This is a genomic window from Acinetobacter sp. YH12069 (assembly GCF_013419675.1).
Classification (GTDB): Bacteria; Pseudomonadota; Gammaproteobacteria; order Pseudomonadales; family Moraxellaceae; genus Acinetobacter; species Acinetobacter amyesii.
The window spans coordinates 246,294-265,497 of record NZ_VOZS01000002.1 but is presented as its reverse complement, the minus strand read 5'-3'; the positions used below and the strand labels follow the sequence as shown (position 1 = coordinate 265,497).

Annotated in this window: 16 protein-coding genes; 9 read left to right on the top strand and 7 right to left on the bottom strand. The window is 42.0% G+C overall.

Annotation, left to right across the window (positions count from 1 at the left end):
- Position 1 precedes the first annotated feature (1 nt).
- Together FTU16_RS01430 and ligA are read left to right on the top strand one after the other, a co-directional pair.
- Entirely contained in the window at positions 2-1,054 is a 1,053-nt protein-coding gene (locus FTU16_RS01430) for a cell division protein ZipA C-terminal FtsZ-binding domain-containing protein (RefSeq protein WP_180040879.1), read from the top strand.
- 98 nt (positions 1,055-1,152) lie between these two features.
- A complete protein-coding gene (gene ligA / locus FTU16_RS01425) occupies positions 1,153-3,186 on the top strand; it encodes an NAD-dependent DNA ligase LigA (protein WP_180159903.1) in 2,034 nt (677 codons plus the stop codon).
- Positions 3,187-3,427: 241 nt separating this feature from the next.
- On the opposite strand, the gene FTU16_RS01420 is transcribed toward ligA, so the two are convergent.
- The 3 genes from FTU16_RS01420 to FTU16_RS01410 all read right to left on the bottom strand — a co-directional run bounded on the left by FTU16_RS01420 (position 3,428) and on the right by FTU16_RS01410 (position 7,362).
- Entirely contained in the window at positions 3,428-4,891 is a 1,464-nt protein-coding gene (locus FTU16_RS01420) for an amino acid permease (protein WP_180162533.1), read from the bottom strand.
- A complete protein-coding gene (locus FTU16_RS01415) occupies positions 4,891-5,925 on the bottom strand; it encodes a methyltransferase (protein WP_180162532.1) in 1,035 nt (344 codons plus the stop codon). The genes FTU16_RS01420 and FTU16_RS01415 overlap by 1 nt, the downstream gene beginning before the upstream one ends.
- 66 nt (positions 5,926-5,991) lie before the next feature.
- A complete protein-coding gene (locus FTU16_RS01410) occupies positions 5,992-7,362 on the bottom strand; it encodes a uracil-xanthine permease family protein (protein ID WP_078191151.1) in 1,371 nt (456 codons plus the stop codon).
- 173 nt (positions 7,363-7,535) lie between these two features.
- On the opposite strand from FTU16_RS01410, the gene typA reads away from it, so the two are divergent.
- Positions 7,536-9,371, top strand: coding sequence for a translational GTPase TypA (gene typA / locus FTU16_RS01405; protein ID WP_111884800.1), 1,836 nt, complete (start codon positions 7,536-7,538; stop codon positions 9,369-9,371).
- A gap of 290 nt (positions 9,372-9,661) precedes the next feature.
- Positions 9,662-10,093, top strand: a complete 432-nt coding sequence (gene mscL / locus FTU16_RS01400) for a large conductance mechanosensitive channel protein MscL (protein ID WP_078192339.1) — start codon at positions 9,662-9,664, stop codon at positions 10,091-10,093.
- Positions 10,094-10,131: 38 nt separating this feature from the next.
- Here the strand turns inward: mscL and FTU16_RS01395 are convergent, their stop codons facing one another.
- The 3 genes from FTU16_RS01395 to mutM all read right to left on the bottom strand — a co-directional run bounded on the left by FTU16_RS01395 (position 10,132) and on the right by mutM (position 11,833).
- A complete protein-coding gene (locus FTU16_RS01395) occupies positions 10,132-10,506 on the bottom strand; it encodes a hypothetical protein (protein ID WP_005007840.1) in 375 nt (124 codons plus the stop codon).
- A 197-nt stretch (positions 10,507-10,703) separates the two neighbouring features.
- Positions 10,704-10,982, bottom strand: a complete 279-nt coding sequence (locus tag FTU16_RS01390; protein WP_078192338.1) for a peptidylprolyl isomerase — start codon at positions 10,980-10,982, stop codon at positions 10,704-10,706.
- Positions 10,979-11,833, bottom strand: a complete 855-nt coding sequence (gene mutM, locus FTU16_RS01385) for a bifunctional DNA-formamidopyrimidine glycosylase/DNA-(apurinic or apyrimidinic site) lyase (RefSeq protein ID WP_180042192.1) — start codon at positions 11,831-11,833, stop codon at positions 10,979-10,981. Before mutM ends, FTU16_RS01390 begins: the two co-directional genes overlap by 4 nt.
- Positions 11,834-12,222: 389 nt before the next feature.
- Here mutM and FTU16_RS01380 point away from each other — a divergent pair, with 389 nt between their 5' ends.
- The 4 genes from FTU16_RS01380 (at position 12,223) to FTU16_RS01365 (ending at position 17,744) form a co-directional block, all read left to right on the top strand.
- Positions 12,223-13,485: a carbohydrate porin gene (locus FTU16_RS01380; RefSeq protein WP_180162531.1), complete on the top strand. Its 1,263-nt coding sequence runs from the start codon at positions 12,223-12,225 to the stop codon at positions 13,483-13,485.
- An 18-nt stretch (positions 13,486-13,503) separates the two neighbouring features.
- Entirely contained in the window at positions 13,504-15,609 is a 2,106-nt protein-coding gene (locus FTU16_RS01375; protein ID WP_180162530.1) for a TonB-dependent receptor, read from the top strand.
- Between the two features lie 12 nt (positions 15,610-15,621).
- Positions 15,622-16,737 carry an NADH:flavin oxidoreductase/NADH oxidase gene (locus FTU16_RS01370; RefSeq protein WP_180117059.1) on the top strand — a complete coding sequence of 372 codons (1,116 nt, stop codon included), beginning with the start codon at positions 15,622-15,624 and terminating at the stop codon, positions 16,735-16,737.
- A 77-nt stretch (positions 16,738-16,814) separates the two neighbouring features.
- On the top strand, positions 16,815-17,744 hold the full coding sequence (locus FTU16_RS01365; RefSeq protein WP_180027265.1) for an AEC family transporter: 930 nt from the start codon (positions 16,815-16,817) through the stop codon (positions 17,742-17,744).
- A gap of 72 nt (positions 17,745-17,816) precedes the next feature.
- Here FTU16_RS01365 and FTU16_RS01360 read toward each other — a convergent pair whose 3' ends face one another.
- Entirely contained in the window at positions 17,817-18,638 is an 822-nt protein-coding gene (locus FTU16_RS01360; protein ID WP_180162529.1) for a tetratricopeptide repeat protein, read from the bottom strand.
- A 249-nt stretch (positions 18,639-18,887) separates the two neighbouring features.
- On the opposite strand from FTU16_RS01360, the gene FTU16_RS01355 reads away from it, so the two are divergent.
- Positions 18,888-19,133, top strand: a complete 246-nt coding sequence (locus FTU16_RS01355; protein WP_078191141.1) for a hypothetical protein — start codon at positions 18,888-18,890, stop codon at positions 19,131-19,133.
- Positions 19,134-19,204 lie beyond the last annotated feature (71 nt).

Genomic DNA, 19,204 nt, shown 5'->3' with positions numbered 1-19,204 from the left:
CATGGAAATCACCACTATAGCTGGGATTGTAATCGCTGTAATTATCATGGTTGTGGGCATTCGAATGATGTTTCGTAAACCTGCAGATGCAGCGCCATCACTTGACACCGAATTACATATTGATCCTGATAGTCAGCAACCTGTTATTCCGCGCCATGTACGCAATCAGTTAAATACACCTGAAACCACGCAACGTGTAGAGCCGACTTTGGCTGAGGAAAAAGTCACAGCGGTTGAAACGACTGAAGCTGTTCAAGCAAATGTAACGCCAGAAGCAACGGCAACGGAACAAGCAGAGCAGAGCGTTGAGGCTACGGCAAAGACTGAGACGACAACGACGGATCCCGTTTCAGTTGAAAACGCTCAAACTGCAACAGAAGACAGTACATTGTCTACAGAAGCAACTGAATCTACAACTGTTGCATCTGTAGCCGCCGATGCCAATGACGCAGCGACTGCTGCGACACACGTTCAGGCTGACGCTGTTCCTGCGGAAAAAGCGCCAGAGTTTAGTGTAAATAGCGCAATTGAAAAAGCTGAAATCAGCGATTTTGATGAAGAAAGCAGTATTTTGGATGCGCATTTACATGAACAAAAAATTGTTGATGAAGAAAGTGCTTTAGCGACTGCGGAAACCTATATCGCCTTAAATGTGTTCCCGGATAGCCGTGCCTTGTCGGGTGAAAAAGCATTAAAAGTGTTGCTGAAGTACGGTCTGCGTTTTGGCGAAATGGCCTGTTTCCATCGCTATGATGAAGAAGGGACAAAGTTATTATTCTCTGTATTACAAATGAATAATGATGGCGCTGCGCAAGGTTTTGATCTTGAAACTTTATCGACGGAAGAAGTAAAAGGTTTGGCCTTCTTCTTGGCGCTGCCACACAGCGATGTGCAAAATGCCTTTGATACCATGGACAGCATTTCACGTCTGATTGCACGTGAAATTGACGGTACTGTGTATGATCAAAATAACCAAGAATTTACACCGCAGATGCGTGAACATTGGCGTCATCAAGCGATTGATTATCGTCAAGGTCAAGCCATCGAAGTCTAAGCGTCTTTGATTGAAACTCACCGAGTGGGTTTCTATAATAGCAACAGATAATGAAATTTGAGGGCGGAGCATGAACCGCCCTTTTTTATGGTGAATGTATGACACAACAATCCACTGTCGTTGCACAGATGCGACAACTGATTCAACTCTTGGCGAAACATAACCATGCCTACTATGTCATGGACACGCCAGAAATTGAGGACAGTGAATATGATCAACTTTTTCACCAATTAAAAGCCTTAGAAGAGCAATACCCTGATTTAGTGCAACCTGATACACCAACCACAAAAGTGGGTGGAAAGGCCTTGTCTAAGTTTGAATCTGTAACCCATGCAGTACCCATGTTGTCATTGGGTAATGTATTTAATGCAGAAGATTTATTTGCCTTTGCCCGTCGTGCGGAAGAGCGCTTACCGAATCAAAAAATTGAATATGATGTCGAATTAAAATTTGATGGGCTGGCCATTTCTCTTTGGTATGAAAATGGCATTTTAGTCCGTGGTGTGACACGGGGTGATGGTGAAACAGGGGAAGACATTACCCAAAATGTAAAAACCATTCGTAATTTACCTAAAGTACTGACTTCTACACAGACTGAAATTCCAAGTCTGCTTGAAGTCCGTGGTGAAGTCCTGATGCCAAAGTCAGGCTTTGAAAAGCTTAATGCTGAAAATGAAGCCAAAGGTGAAAAAACCTTTGCCAATCCACGAAATGCAGCAGCAGGAAGCTTACGTCAACTCGATCCTGCAATTGCGGCTTCGCGTCCTTTGGCTTTTTATGCCTATGGCATTGCACAGTGCGAACCACATCATGGTCAAACCACCATGTCTGCAAGTCTTGAGTGGCTGACACAGTTTGGTTTTGCTGTCGGTGAACGTCACTTTATATGTGACAGCATTCAGGACGTACAAGCTGCGTATGAGCAAATGATCATTGATCGACCAAGCCTGAGTGTTGAAATTGATGGCATGGTGATTAAAGTGAATAGTTTGAAACAGCAGCAAACTTTAGGTTTTTTAAGCCGTGAGCCACGCTGGGCAACGGCATATAAATTCCCTGCAGTCGCAGCGCTGACGACGATTGAAAATATTGATTGGCAAGTGGGGCGTACAGGCACTTTGACCCCAGTCGCACGTTTAAACCCTGTGGCAGTCGGAGGGGTAACGGTTTCCAATGTCACTCTTCATAATATTGGTGAAATTCACCGCCTAGATGTCCGTGTAGGCGATACCGTGAGTGTTTACCGTAGTGGTGATGTGATTCCCAAAGTGGAAAAAGTTTGGCCTGAATTTCGACCTGTAGAAACAGTTGAAGTTCAATTGCCCGAATGTTGTCCTGTCTGTTCTTCACCTGTGGTGATGCCCGAAGGTGAAGCCTTGGCACGTTGTTCAGGTGGTTTGTACTGTGCTGCACAGCGTATTGAGGCGATTCGTCACTTTGTATCACGTAAAGCTATGGACATTGAGGGCTTAGGCGACCGTTGGGCGGAATCACTTTTACATTTGGATTTGCTCAAAGATGTTGCTGATATTTATAGCTTGCCAGAGCATCGTGAAAAATTACTGACCATTGAAAAAATGGGTGAGAAGTCGGTTCAAAACCTCATCGATTCTATTGAAAATAGTAAGAAAACGACACTAGGTGCATTTATTTATGCACTCGGCATTCGAGGCGTGGGTGAAACCACGGCACGCATGCTCGCCAATACCTTCCAAACCTTTGATGCGATTCGTCATGCAGATCTCGAATCCTTGAAAAAAACGCCAGACGTTGGTGATATTACCGCTGAATGGATTGTCGACTTTTTTCAAGCGCCGCATAACCTCGAAGTGGTTGATCGTTTGTTGGCAGCTGGGATTCATTGGGATGCACCTGTTGCACCAAGTCGTCAGCCGCTGAATGGCGAGAGTTGGGTGATTACTGGAACATTGAGTACCATGGGGCGTGATGAAGCGACGCAAATGCTTCAAGCCTTAGGCGCACGTGTCAGTGGTAGTGTTTCGGGTAAAACCAAATGTGTAGTTGCAGGTGAAAAGGCAGGTTCTAAATTAGAAAAGGCTGAAAAGCTGGGTGTACCTGTGATGAGCGAAGACGAGTTTATTGCCTTTGTACAACAGCATAATGCTTCTTAAGTATTGAAAATCAAACCTGAAAACGTAGTTACTTTTGAACAAACGCCTGATGCATTGCATTGGGCGTTTTTATTTTGCTGCTTAACATGATTGCGTCAGCCTATCAGTTGTTGATGATAGATCAGACATCATTCCTCAACATCACTCACGAAATATTTTGTTAAAGCGTGAATGTATTGAGATACAATTTTAGCCATAAAAAAGCAGCCCTTAGGCTGCTTATTTTTATTCAGTGATCACATTATTCTTGATCAACTTTCATTGGTTTTACATCCATTTCTTGATATTGAACCAACTTGGTTTTGTGTTTCCACTTATAACCGAACCAAATGGCAAGGAATAAGAAAATACCAATATAGGTAGAAACAACGGCCAACCATTCACCATCTAAAACGGCTTGATAGTTCTGACCAAGGACTACGATGGCACACAAAACAAAGGCAAACCACGGTGCAAATGGGAAGAATTTTGCACGGTAAGCAAGATCTTCCAATTTATTGCCTTGAGCCAAGTATCCTTTACGGAAGCGATAATGTGAAACTGCAATACCGAGCCACACAATAAAGCCACACATACCTGACATGTTCAGTAACCAGTTAAATACCGCTTGTTCACCGATAAATGTGGTTAAGAAGCACAGTGCCGCAATCGCCGTCGTTGCATAAAGTGCATTCATTGGTACGCCACGTGCATCTAAGCGACCAAAGACTTTCGGCGCACTGCCTTTACGTGCCATATCAAACAGCATACGAGTAGAGGAGTACATACCAGAGTTACCCGCTGATAAAATCGCAGTCAAGATCACCGCATTCATCACCGATGCAGCAAATGCAAAACCTGCTTTTTCATACAGTAAGGTAAATGGTGAAAGTGCAATATTTTCAGTAGATGCTGCTTGTAATAAACGTGGGTCATCATAGGCAATGAGAGTGCCGATAATGAAGATACACACGATATAAAACAACAAGATCCGCCAGAAAATTTGCTTGATGGCAATAGGAATGGTCTTTTCAGGATCTTTCGATTCACCTGCAGCCACACCAACCATTTCAGTCCCTTGGAAAGAGAAACCGGCAATCATGGCCACACCAATCAAGGCAGATAAACCGCCGACAAATGGGGCTTCACCCTTGGTCCAGTTGGCAAATGTTTCTACGCCCGGTGTCAGCATGATTTTGCCAATCATAAACAGACCGATAATGATAAAGGCAACAATTGCGAGCACTTTAACAAGCGAGAAGAAGAATTCTGATTCACCAAAGCCTTTTACGGTCAGCGCATTAATAGCAAAGACGATTGCGAGGAAAATCGCACTCCAGTAAAAGCCCGGAATATCTGGAAACCAGAATTTCATAATGAATTGGACTGCGACCAATTCAAATGCCACGGTAATCGCCCAGTTGTACCAATAGTTCCAACCCAAAGCGAAGCCGAAACCACCCTCGACATATTTTGTGCCGTAGGTAAAGAATGCACCCGAAGTTGGATTATGTGTTGCAAGCTCACCTAGACTGGTCATCAAGAAGTAAATCATGATACCAATTAAGCAGTATGCGAGCAGGGCGCCACCCGGGCCTGCATTGGCAATGGTTGCTCCAGAGGCAAGAAATAAACCTGTACCAATTGAACCACCAATTGCAATCATGTTGAGATGGCGAGCACCCAACTTACGCTGAAGCTGAGCTGGTTTTTGAGTTTCGCTCATCATTGTTCCTTAAGATTTTTTTGCGTGCTCGCAAACAAGACTTTAAATCCTTGTTGGTCGGCTTTGATTGTACATTGACCATAATGCTGCTCAATTAAAGTCGGATAATTGAGGAATCGGTTGGCAACAATCCAAAGCTCACCCCCAGACTTCAAATGTCTGCGCGAAGTTTTGCATAGATTTTCACTGGCATTGTAGTCGGTTTGAATCCCTTGATGGAAGGGTGGATTGCTGACTATGGCATGTAAAAATAGTGGTGCATCCTCGATTCCTGTGACCGCTTTAATCTCAAGTTGTTCAGGTTCAAGCAAATTTTGTTCAAATGTCATTTGTGTAGACGCCAGTGCAAAGGCATCTACATCCATGGCAAAGATACGATTTTTAGGATTTAGTTTGGCTAAATAAGCACTGATAACACCCGCACCACAGCCAAAATCTGCAATTTTGCCCGAAGTGACTTGTGATAAATAAGGCAATAACGTAGCCGTACCCACATCTAAACGGTTCTGGCTAAATACGCCCGGCAGTGCGCAAATCGTAAGTTCACCATTTGGGGTCTCAACTGGATATTTTTGCACCCAATCTTGCAGTGGCTTCAGTGATACAGTTTTTTCCAATAGGGTTTGCCACATTTGACAGTGACGCGCGCTATCAATTTTTAGTGTTTTACCAAAGGGCTGTAATTGTTTTGCAGCGCGTTCAACACCGCCTTTTTTCTCACCCACGAGGAAAATAGATGCACCTTGAGCAAGATGACTTGCGACATTGTGTAATAAATAATTCAGCAGCTCTTTTGATTTCGGAACAAAAATAACCGCTTGATCAAACTGACCTTCAGGAAAATCGACACCAAAATGGACGTTTGACTGTTGATTTTGAAAGTACTGAAAATCATTAAAATTCCAGCACCAAATCGATGGCTTAATATTGTCATTCAATTGACTGAGTAAGTCATCTGTCGGTGCATTTACGAAAAGCACGCGATCTTGTAATAAATCGATCTGTCGTATAACGACTTCACTTGTGAGATCCATAGATTTCTCCATCATAAAAAACACTGCCTAGGGCGGAACCTAGGCAGTGTTCTTTGACAAATGAACTTACTTCTTCACTTCAGGAAGAACAATATTCAAAATAAGGGCAGCGATACCACCAGTGGCAACGCCTGAACTGAAGATATTACGGAACAATTCAGGAAGATGTTCAAGGATTTGTGGTACTTGTGCAACACCTAGACCCAATGCCAATGAAATCGCAATGATTAATAGTGCGCGGCGATCTAAATGAATGCCTGACAAAATATTAATACCAGAGGCAGCCACAGCACCGAACATCACCATCACAGCACCACCGAGTACCGCTTGTGGAACCGCTTGAATGACACCTGCTACAGCAGGAAGTAAGCCTAAAATAACCAAAAGGGCAGCAATCCAAATGCCCACATAGCGGCTTGCAACACCTGTTAACTGAATAACACCGTTGTTTTGCGCAAATACAGAACTTGGGAACGTGTTAAAGATACCGGCAAGGAATGAGTTTGCACCATTCACCAATACACCACCTTTAATACGCTTCATCCATTCAGGACCATCGACTGCTTGATTTGAAAGCTTAGAAGTCGCGGTAATATCGCCAATTGCTTCCAAAGATGTCACAAGGTAGATAAATGCCATTGGAATGAATAAGCTCCAAGAGAAGCTCAGGCCAAAGTGCATCGGTGTTGGAATTTGAACCAGTGGCGCATCTTTTAAACCATCAAAGTTTAAATGACCCATAAAGCCTGCAAGGATGTAACCCACGACTAAGGCAATCAGGATGGCAGAACTTTTTACCCATGTAATACGCACACGATTCAGTAAAATGATCAGTGCCAAAACGGTACAAGACATGATGAGGTTGTCTGCATTGGCAAATGTTTTATCGCCCATGGCTTGATAACCACCACCCATGCTGATCAGGCCTTCTTTAATTAAAGTCAGACCAATCAATAACACAACGATACCTGTTACCAATGGAGTGATCAGTTTTTTCACCCACGGTAAAATTCGTGACACACCCATTTCAATGAATGAACCCGCGATCACCACACCAAAGATAGATGCCATTACTGCTTCTACAGGTGTACCTGCCGCAACCATTGCAGAACCAATACCGATAATAGGACCAATAAAGTTAAAGCTGGTTCCTTGTACAATCAGGAGACCTGCACCAAATGGGCCGACTTTTTTACATTGTAAAAAGGTTGCGATACCAGAGATCACCAACGACATCGACAGAATCATATTGGTGTCTTCTTTTGACACACCAAGTGCCAAACAGATCAGCAGACCCGGCGTCACAATTGGGACAATAATGGCCAATAAATGTTGGAACGCAGCGAGAAAAGCAATAAAAGGTTTTGGTCGATCATTCAATCCATAGACTAAATCGAGTTGATCTTTTGCTTCGGGAGATTGGTTTAAATCAGACATGCGGCACTGAAAATTAAGGCTAGGTGGCGCTATTCTAATCTGTTTACACAGCTTTACAAAACCAAAAGCGTACCAGTCGTCAAAAAAAATGCGATTGTCAATAAACTGTCACTACTAAAATCTATATTTTTTCTGTATAATTTGCCCTCAAACTTTAGGCGTATCGAATTCACATGTCAGATATTAAAACTCTCCGTAACATTGCCATCATCGCGCACGTCGACCATGGTAAAACTACTCTTGTAGACAAACTTTTACAGCAATCAGGTGCTCTTGGCGATCGCGCAGGCGAGATCGAACGTGTAATGGATTCTGGCGCTATTGAAAGTGAACGTGGTATTACCATTCTTGCAAAAAACACTGCAATCAAATGGTTAGACAAGCGTACTAACACTGAATACCGTATCAATATCGTGGATACCCCGGGACACGCCGACTTCGGTGGTGAAGTAGAACGTGTAATGTCAATGGTTGACTGCGTACTTCTTCTTGTTGATTCTCAAGAAGGCCCAATGCCACAAACTCGTTTCGTAACGCAAAAAGCGTTCGCACGTGGTTTGAAACCAATCGTAATTATTAACAAAGTCGACAAGCCAAACGCTCGTCCAGACTGGGTAATTGACCAAGTATTCGATTTGTTCGACAACCTTGGTGGTTCTGACGAACAGTTAGACTTCCCAGTTGTATATGCTTCAGGTCTTCGTGGTGTAGCTGGTCCATCTCCAGAAGAACTTGCTGAAGACATGACTCCATTGTTCGAAACAATTGTAGACATCGTTGAACCACCAGCAGTTGACGTTGACGGTCCATTCCAAATGCAAGTGTCTTCACTTGACTATAACAGCTTCGTAGGTGTTATCGGTGTTGGTCGTATTCAACGTGGTTCAGTGAAATTAAACACTCCTGTAACTGTAATCGACAAAGACGGTAAAACACGTAACGGTCGTATCTTAAAAATCATGGGTTACCATGGCTTAGAGCGTATCGATGTTGAATCAGCTTCTGCTGGTGACATTGTTTGTGTAACGGGTATTGATGAACTTCATATCTCTGACACAATCTGTGATCCAAAAGCAGTTGAAGCTTTACCTGCACTTTCTGTAGACGAACCTACAGTATCGATGACTTTCCAAGTAAACAACTCACCGTTTGCTGGTAAAGAAGGTAAATTCGTAACTTCACGTAATATCCGTGAACGTCTAGATCGCGAATTGATTCACAACGTAGCATTACGTGTTGAAGATACTGACAGTCCTGACCGTTTCAAAGTATCTGGTCGTGGTGAGCTTCACCTTTCAGTTCTTATTGAAAACATGCGTCGTGAAGGCTTCGAAATGGGCGTATCACGTCCACAAGTAATCATCAAAGAAATTGATGGTGAAAAACAAGAGCCATACGAAAACGTAACGTTTGACGTTGAAGAGCAGCACCAAGGCGCTGTAATGGAACAAATGGGTCACCGTAAAGGTGAAATGACCAATATGGAAGTTGACGGTAAAGGCCGTATCCGTATTGAAGCAACAGTTCCTTCACGTGGTTTGATTGGTTTCCGTTCTGAATTCTTAACTATGACTTCAGGTACAGGTATCATGACTTCAAGCTTCTCGCACTACGGTCCAATGAAACAAGGTACTGTTGCGAAACGTCAAAACGGTGTGTTGATTTCTATGGTTCAAGGTACTTGCTTGGGCTATGCATTGTTCAGCTTACAAGACCGTGGTCGTCTATTCGCTAAACCTCAGTTAGAAGTTTACGAAGGTATGATCGTAGGTATTAACTCACGTTCAGACGACATGACTGTTAACCCAACTAAAGCGAAACAGTTAACTAACGTACGTGCTTCAGGTACTGATGATGCGTTGACTCTTGTTCCGCACATTGAATTTACGCTTGAACAAGCGCTTGAATTCATTGAAGATGACGAATTAGTTGAAGTAACGCCTAAGTCAATTCGTATCCGTAAACGCTGGTTGACTGAAAACGAACGTAAACGTAACCGTAACGGTTAATTTTACAGTTTCAAAAAAACCGCTGACTTAGGTTAGCGGTTTTTTTATGCATGGGTGTTTTGAATAAAAATGCAAAAATTGAATGACTTTATTCATTTAATTCGACATGTATAATTTTGATAAATCCTTTTTAATAGAATGTATTACCAAAATCAAAAATTTTTTGTGTGAATTTTTATACATGGCATTTAGAATCGAATAAAAACCAAGTAAATTAGGTGGAAATAGTTATATAGATATAATGTATACTTCGTCACAAAATTAAAGCTGAAAAAATTTCTGGAGATCACATGAGTATTATTCAAGAATTTAGAGAATTTGCCGTAAAAGGCAACGTGATGGACTTGGCTGTAGGTGTCATCATTGGTGGTGCTTTCGGTAAAATCATCGATTCCATGGTAAAAGACATTATCATGCCTTTTATTTCTTGGATCCTTGGTGGTGACGTTGATTATTCAAATTGGTTCTTAGTATTGGGCGATAACCCAAACAATTTAACCACGCTAAAAGCTGCACAAGATGCAGGCCTTAATGTGCTGGCTTACGGTAACTTCTTAACTATCTTAATCAACTTCTTGCTTTTGGCATGGGTCGTATTCTGGTTAGTGAAATTGATGAACAAATTGCGCCGTCAAAAAGTTGAAGAGCCAGCTCCAGAGGCGACTCCAGAAGATATCGAATTACTTCGTGAAATTCGTGATGAATTAAAACGTAAAGGTTAATCCTTTAGCAGTGAAAACGGCGCTTAAAGCGCCGTTTTTTATTGTGAATTTTGTTGAGGCGTCATTTTCATAAACTTAGGTTCTGATGTCGAAAAAACAATGCCATTTCGAATGCCTGTAAATACTTCATTTGCTTCTTCAGGTGATTCGGGTGCGCAGGCTTGTTGACCTAATATAAATAAGACTAAAGGGTGATTTTTGGATAATTTGCTAATTTGCTGTATCGCATCATACCATTTTGATTCATCGTTACGATTCCCATCTAAATCTAGTGCCAACTGGACTTCACCATGAGGGTTCATATCTTGATCATCATATAATGCTTGGATAAGTGCATGCTTTCGTTCACCTCGAATGATTGTAAAATCTGTTGTATCGACAGTGCCAAGACGAAAATAGTTGTAATAGCCCAATGGAATGTCCTTTGTTTATTATTAAGTAGAATTGATTTAGTGCAATGTTATCTGGTTGCTATGATTTATATTATATGATTGAAAACCGCCAGCCAATGTTCTGAACGATTGAAAAAAATACTGGGATTATGTGCTTTAAGATGAAAAGCACATATTCGCGATATACTCGTTATAGCATGTTCAATGTGGGTGCTATGTTACATCCGAAACTTAATTTCTAATAAATGCCAGCCAAATTGGCTTTTGATCGGACCATGCAGTTCACGTTCAGGTAGGGTAAATACCGCTTTATCAATTGGGCCAACCAACTGGCCTTTTTTAATGTCGCCAAGCTCGCCGCCTTTTTTACCCGAAGGACATGTCGAATGCTGCTTCGCAATTTTGGCAAAGTCCGCACCGCCTTTGATTTTCTTTTTCAGTTGCTCACATAGTTCTTTATCTTTGACTAATATGTGGCGAACAATCGCAGACTTCATGCTTTATTTCCTTTCAGAGTTTTCTTAGTCTGCATTTTAACCTTTTTTAAAGGCTGGCACTCAGGGCAAAACACCGATGCACGTTGTCCCAGTTTGATATTTTGCAACGTGGTTTCACAGTTGATGCACATTTCACCGGCACGTCCGTAGGCGAGCAGGGTTTGCTGGAAATAACCATTTTCACCCATCGCATTGCTGTAATCGCGTAAAGTTGAACCGCCTAAATCAATCGCCTGTTTTAAAATGCGTTTGATTTCGATGACCATTTTTTCAACTTGTTCAAAACTCAAACTCGATGCAGGCTGCGCAGGGTGTATGCCGAGGTTAAATAAGCTTTCCGTTGCATAAATATTGCCGACTCCGACCACGATATGATTGTCCATGATCGATACTTTGATACCGGTCTGCTTATTTTTAAATTTTTGGAATAAGTATTCAGCATTAAACGCATCACTCAGCGGTTCAGGGCCAAGCGTGTCAATCAGTTTGCTTCGAGACGATGCATCTAACCATAAAATACAGCCAAAACGGCGTGGATCGTGATAGCGCAATTGCATATCTTCAAAATGAATCACCAGATGATCATGCTTGCGTAATGCTTCATGACCTTCACAAATCCGAAAACTGCCAGACATGCCCAAATGCCACAACATGCTGTCCTGTTCAAATTCAGCCAAAATATATTTTGATCGACGGCTGAGCTGAAGCAGCTTTTGTCCGGCGAGTTTTTGAATGTCGTCAGGAATTGGCCAACGCAGACTCGACTGAAAAACCTCAACTTTGAGAACCTTTTCATTCAATAATGGCAATAAACTGGTTTTAGTGGTTTCTACTTCTGGTAATTCAGGCATAAAGGTCGAAGCAATGGGTCATTCAAGTTATGCATACTATTGGGTCTAGCCCTACAGAATGCAAGTTTCATCGCGGTCTGAGGAATGCATGAACAGGTTATTGATTATTAATTGTGAGAATAATAAACCAATAAGTCACGATGATGAGTTTAAGCAAGCGATCAGAATTTTAAAATTTAATTTTTTAAAAAATATAAGATATTGAAAAATAAAAACTAAAAATATTCCATAACAATAGATTTATTTAAATTCATTTATTAATAAATTAAAGTTTTGTGAATGATAAAAATAATGCTGAGATAGAACGTGAAAAATTATGTAATTTTTGTGACATTAGATTTCAAGCCTTAAGGCTTGTCTAGGGACTCTCTCCAGATTTAGGTTTTACCATGAAAAAATACAGTCTAGCTCTTCTACCTGCATTTGTTGCAGCAGCCATGACACATGTTCACGCCGCAGAAGCATTCGATACTAAAGGTCAGTACATGCTCGGGGATTGGGATGGTAAACGTACCGAACTTGCACAACAAGGTGTGAAGTTTGAGGCCAATATTGCTGCTGATGCTGCCTATCTTGCCGATGGCGGTCGTAATCCAGGACATTCAGCAACGGTAGCCAGCCAATTGTGGTTAGGAACACAGCTGGATATGGAAAAACTCGCAGGTTGGGATGGCGTGACTGTGCGTGCCGTGATGACTGCTCGTCAAGGTCAAAGTACCTCAGTTCGTGATTTGCAAGGAGATGTTCCTCAATTGGCAAATGCACAAGCCAATTTTGGTCGTGGTAATCAGGACAGTCGCTTAACTGAATTATCGATTGAAAAGAATTTTAAAGAACAAGGTATTAGTGTTAAAGCCGGTCGTCTTGGTGTCGGTATGGACTTTAACGTAATGGCTTGTGATTTTGCCAGCAATGCCTTTTGTGCTGCACAAATGGGTAAATGGCAAGGTTCTATGTGGATGAATACCCCAGTTTCACAATGGGGTGGACGTGTGAAATACCAAGCAACGCCAGAAATTGCGGCACAAGTCGGTGTTTATGAATTTAACCCTGACAATGGTAATGCCAAAGCAGAAGGTCAAGGTTGGAGTCTAGATACAGATCATGCTGATGGCGTAACCATTCCCGTAGAATTGGTTTGGACACCAAAATCATTGGTCAATGGTTTACCGGGGAGCTACCGCTTTGGTGCGATGTACAACACTGCGGATAATGTAAAAAATCAGAAAGACATTATTTCGGGTGAAGCTGAAGATCGTACCTTTGGTGGTTGGGTAGCGATTGAGCAACAGTTAACGTCTACTGGTGAAGGCAAACGTGGCTTGCATAGCTTTGCTAATTTTACTTGGCATGATCGTGTCACCACAAAAGTTGATAACTCACAGCAGTTGGGTTTGAAATACATTGGATTGGCCGATCGTTTGCCTAACGATATGGTTGGCTTGGGCGTGAACCGTGTGCATGTCAATGATCGACTTTCTGCTGAGAAATTTGATGCAAGTGCAGAATATAACGTCGAGTTGAACTATAGCCATAACCCTACGAAATGGTTGATGATTCGCCCTAGTTTACAATATGTGATTAACCCAGGCTCAACAAATCGAGTTGATGATGCTTTCCTAATTGGTTTAAGCTCTAAGGTAATCTTCTAATGTCAAAATAGGTGCTCTATGCAAAGTAAATTTAACGTCACATCATTTAAGACACATTTACTTTGCCTGACGGCATGTATTAGCCAACAGCTGTATGCAGAAACAGGTTCTACGGAACCTGTTTTACTTCCTGAGATTATCATTGAAGCACCACGAACCAATACCACGTGGTTAAAAACACCTGCATCGGTATACCGTGTACAGCAGGCTGAAAATAATAACAATACGGGTGTAAATCTGTCCGAAACCTTAAAAGGTGTGCCCGGCCTGCAACTGAATAACCGTGAAAACTACGCACAAGACTTGCAACTGTCTATGCGAGGCTTTGGCGCACGTTCAACATTTGGTGTGCGTGGTATCCGTTTATATGTTGATGGAATCCCTGCGACCATGCCGGATGGTCAGGGACAGACGTCAAATATCGATATGAGTAGCTTAAATCATATCGAGGTATTGGGCGGGCCATTTTCCTCTTTATATGGTAACTCTTCGGGTGGGGCGATTTTAACAACGACCAAGCAAGGTACTGGAAAAGACTCCATCGAACTCGGCTATTCAGGCGGCAGTCATAATAAAAGCCGTGCTGATATTGTGCTGCAAGGTGGCTCAGAACAGGCCAATGAACCTAGCTATGTTGTCAGTTCTTCTTATTTTGAAACCGATGGCTACCGTGATCATAGTGCTGCAAATAAGGTACTCAGCAATGCAAAACTGACGTGGGATTTGGATGATGGTTCCAAGGTCAATTGGATTGTGAATCATGTGGATATCAATGCCGATGATCCACAAGGTCTGAATCGGGAGCAATTGCGTCAAAATCCGAAACAAGTTAATGATGCCAATAATACCTATGATGTACGTAAGGAAATTAGCCAAACTCAAACTGGGTTGACGTGGAAAAAACCATTGAATGAGCAGCATGAACTCAATGCAATGGTGTATATGGGGCAACGTGATGTGGTGCAGTATCAGTCCATCCCCAAAAATCCACAAAATAATGCGCGCCATGCAGGTGGTGTGATTGATTTTAGCCGTGATTATTATGGAACAGATATTCGCTGGACAGGCAAAGACCTTTTGCCGAATACGCGTTTTACTGCAGGCCTTGCCTTTGATTATATGGATGAAGACCGTAAGGGCTATGAAAATTTTGATGCCAATGGAAATTTTGGCAAGAATGGCAATATTCGTCGAAATGAAAATAACACCTTGTGGAATTTAGATCCCTATGTCCAAGCTTCGTGGAATTTTTTACCCAATTGGACTTTAGATACAGGGCTACGATATAGCAATGTTCATTATGAATCTGACGATAAATATGTCGTGGGTTTAAATAAGGATGACAGCGGTAAAACCGACTATGACAAAGTTTTACCTTCAGCAGCATTAAGTTGGAATATTGCGCCTCAACTGAATGCCTATGCCAGTTATGCCAAAGGTTTTGAAACACCGACCTTTACAGAAATGGCCTATTCTAAAGATGACGGTATGAATTTTGATTTAAAACCGGCCAGTAGCGATAACTACGAGCTTGGGCTTAAATCACAAAATGCATTGGGGAATTTCACTGCAGCGGTGTTCCAAAGCAAAACTCAAGATGACATCGTCTCTGCAGGAAGTATCAATGGTCGTGCAACCTATAAAAATGCCGATAAAACCTTACGTGAAGGTGTGGAGCTTTCGTGGAATAAACAACTATGGCGAGATTTAAGCGCGCAAGCAAGTTACAGTTATATCGATGCCACTTTTGATGCCGCTATTCCTGACAGTGATGTCGTCAAAGGCACCTATATTCCGGGTATTGCCAAAAACCAAGCGTTTGCCGCACTGAATTGGCTGCCAGATATTGGCTTTAATGCCGGCCTAGATGTTCGCTATATGGATAAAGTCTATGTCGATGATGCCAACAGTGATGCTGCGTCGAGCTATACCGTGGTTTCTGCCAACGCTGGTTATGTGTGGAAACAAGCAGATTGGAAAGTTAAAACCTATGTACGTGTAGATAATTTGTTTGATGAAAACTATGTCGGTTCAGTGATCGTCAATGATGGAAATGGACGCTTCTTTGAACCCGCGGATGGGGTGAATTGGAGTGCAGGATTAAGTGTGACCAAAGTCTTCTAAAAGGAGAGTGATGTGGCGTTGTTATTTCAACCAATTCAGTTTGGAACATTGGGGCTGAGTAATCGAATCGTGATTGCACCCATGTGTCAATATTCTGCCAATGAGCAAGGGGAGTTAAGCTATTGGCATGAACAACAATGGGCGAATTATGCCTTGTCAGGTGCCGGACTTTGTATCGTCGAGGCAACGGCTGTACAGGCAGAGGGACGCATTAGCTATGCAGACCTCGGTCTTTGGAATGATATGCAACGCGCACAGATGAAGGCACTATTGGCCAAGGTGAAATCACTTTCACCTATGCCATTTGCTATCCAACTGGCACATGCGGGTCGTAAGGCATCGACAGATAAACCATGGGCAGGACGTGGACAATTACCCCCAGATCATCCTCAAGGATGGCAAACTGTTTCAGCAAGTGATTTGCCCTTTAATGCCACAGATCATGCCCCCCATGCTTTAAGCCGAGATGAAATCCAGCAGATCATTCAAGACTTTGCCGATTCAGCAAAACGTGCAGTAGATGCGGGCTTTGACTTAATTGAGCTACATGCTGCACATGGTTATTTGCTGCATCAATTTATGTCACCATTGTCGAATCAGCGTAGCGATGAATATGGTGGCAGTCTGGAAAATCGCATTCGGCTGACGCTTGAAGTGTTCCAAGCCATGAAAAATACCGTTCCTGAAGATTATCCAATAGGGGTACGTATTTCCGCAACTGATTGGATGGAATATACTGAAGCACCGAGTTGGGATCTAGACTCGGCTGTTGGTTTGTCAAAAGCGCTTGCACAACTAGGCACAGCCTATATTCATGTTTCTAGTGGCGGCTTAGATGTTGCGCAAAAAATTCAATTACAAGCCAGTTATCAAGTGCCTTTTGCTGAAGCCATAAAGCAAGCCGTTCAGGTTCCCGTAATTGCTGTGGGTTTAATTACCGAAGCAATGCAAGCCGAAGGCATCTTACAATATGGCATGGCAGATGCGATTGGTCTTGCTCGTGCAATTCAATATGACCCGCGTTGGCCATGGCATGCTGCTGCAGAACTCGGTGAAAATTTAAAAATTTCTCCGCAGTACTTACGCTGTCAGCCGCATGCACAAAGAAGTCAATTTACGGCTTTCTAATTTTCAAAATAGAGGTCCGATCCACACTCTCAGGTTGAGGGTGTGGATGGAAGAGTCTATTACACAGGATATTTCGTATGGTCTTTGAGGTGATTGGTCCAATCTTTTTTCTTTTGGCCTTGGGATATCTGTCTGTAAAATGCAGTTTATTGAGTAAAGAACAGGTCGGAACCATTGGTGCATTTGTGATTAAGATTGCACTGCCGGCTTTGTTTTTTCAGTCATTAGCTTCTAAAGATTTGCATCAAATTTGGTATCCCGGCTATTTCTTTGTTTATACCGGAGTCACGTTTTTACTGTATGGCATGGCCTATTGGCTATTGTCGACACATTTTAAAAATAATATGTCGCAAACAGCGGTACTGTCACTAGGCGCTGGCATGTCAAATACAGGCTTAATTGGCACTGCAGTGCTAAGCTTGTTGGTCGGTCAAAATGCGATGACCTATACCTCATTAATCGTCATCATTGAAAGTGTGCTACTGATTCCAACGGTGCTGGTCCTTGCACAATTAGGAAGTTCACAGCAAAAAGCCAATATTGGCGACATCATCAAAAATACCTTAATGACCCTGTTAAAAAATCCACTCTTTGCAGGGGTAATGCTAGGGATTGGGTTTGCAATTTTCCAAATCCGTTTGCCTCATCAAATCAATGATGTACTGGCGATGTTAGGTCAAACGGCTTCACCACTGGCGCTGTTTGCAATTGGTGGTGGGATTGTCGGTATGAGCTTAAAGTATGTGAATGCTCAGAGCTTCTATTTGGTGATTTCAAGCAACTTGGTGATGCCTTTACTGACTTATTTAGGCTTACGTTATTTGACCGATGTCAGCCAAGAGATGTTATATGCAGGGACGATTATTGCCGCATTACCGATGCCGACGATTTTTGCCATGCTTGGACAAGTTTATGGCTTAAATGAAAAGACCTTAACGCCTTTGTTGATGAGTACTATCTTGGGCTTTGTCGTAACAGGTGTATTAATCAGTCTGTGGTGGGCGTGATTTTGATCAGCTCAAGATTTGCTTAAACCCATGAAAAAGCCCTGCATGTGCAGGGCTTTTTTTAATGCTCAATTAACTCTTTTTCGCATTGGCTTTAGGTGCTTTGGCTTTAGGTGCTTTGGCTTGTTCAGCAATCATTTTATCCACGGTTGCCAAAGATTCTTTGGCTTGTGGAATATTTTCTTTGGCTAATGCACTGAATATTTTTTTAGCTTCAGGCAAATTTTGCGGGATGATATTGCCATTTACAAACATATTGCCCACCGCCATCAATGCAGGGACATAGCCTTTTTTTGCTAACTCTTGAATGCTATTTAGACCTTGCTGAATAGGCTTTTCATTTTTAGCTTTAAAGCCCGCACTGATGTCATAAAGTGCTTTGGCATGAATCGCAGGGTAGTTGCCTTTTTTAATCAGCGGATCAAGTTTGCTGAGTGCCAATTTATCTGACTCAGGTTTATTTTCTGCAAAAAGTAAAATGGCATAGTCGATGGAGGCATCATCAAAACCAGCCGAAGATGCGCGTTCTAAATATTGTTTGGCCTTATTGGTGTCTTGTTTTAAGCCCAGTGTGCCCGTTGCATAATTTTTACCTAAAACATAGTTAGCAACTGGGTAACCTTTGGCTGCAGCCTGTTCATAGAGTTGGATGGCTTTTTTCTCATCCTTCGCTACGCCTTGACCTGTTTGAGTAAGATAGCCCAAATTATAAATAGCCTGAGCATTACCTTTTGCTGCAAGCTTGCTCAGTGTTTGGTAGGCGCCATTCATATCTTTGGCCTTGACCATAGCTTCCACTTTAGCAAATTCAGGATCGACGGCATTTGTTTTAGTTTCAGCAAAAGCGAGTTGAGTGCTCATTGCCAAAATGCTTGCGAGTAGGATTTTTTTCATCTTGAAACCTTTTGTAAATCATACACATAATTCCGTTTATGTGTTTTGGTGGTTATTTTTGTCGGTTTTTACATCATAGGTAGATTTACGTAAATGTAAAGTGAGGAATTGTGATTTAAAGCGTTTTTATAAAATAATGTTGATTGCCCTTAGCGCTTTAAAAGCCATGACTTTATTGCATCAAAAGCCTTTGCAAAAAAGCAGGACTCTGATTTAATCGCGCATTGTTATTTTCTCTGAGGCAGCGCGATGTTTATTAAAGGCATTAAACGCAATTACGATAAAATTAATGCAGATGAATCGATTGCAGATGAAGATAAAATCGATGCGCTTTTGATGAAACTGGGTGCAGAGTTTTTAGTCAGTAAAGAGGATCGTGTTTATATTTTCAAAAAAGGTGATTTAGAAGCTAAATTTGATGCCAAACATGCGCGCGCCTATCATTTTAAAGAATATGTATGCAAAGATATGAATAAGTTGTTTCATGGATTTTGATTAAAATCATGATTTAAAAACAAAGACGTGAGGGGGAATACAGTTCCTCCTTATTTTGACTGTTGTGTACT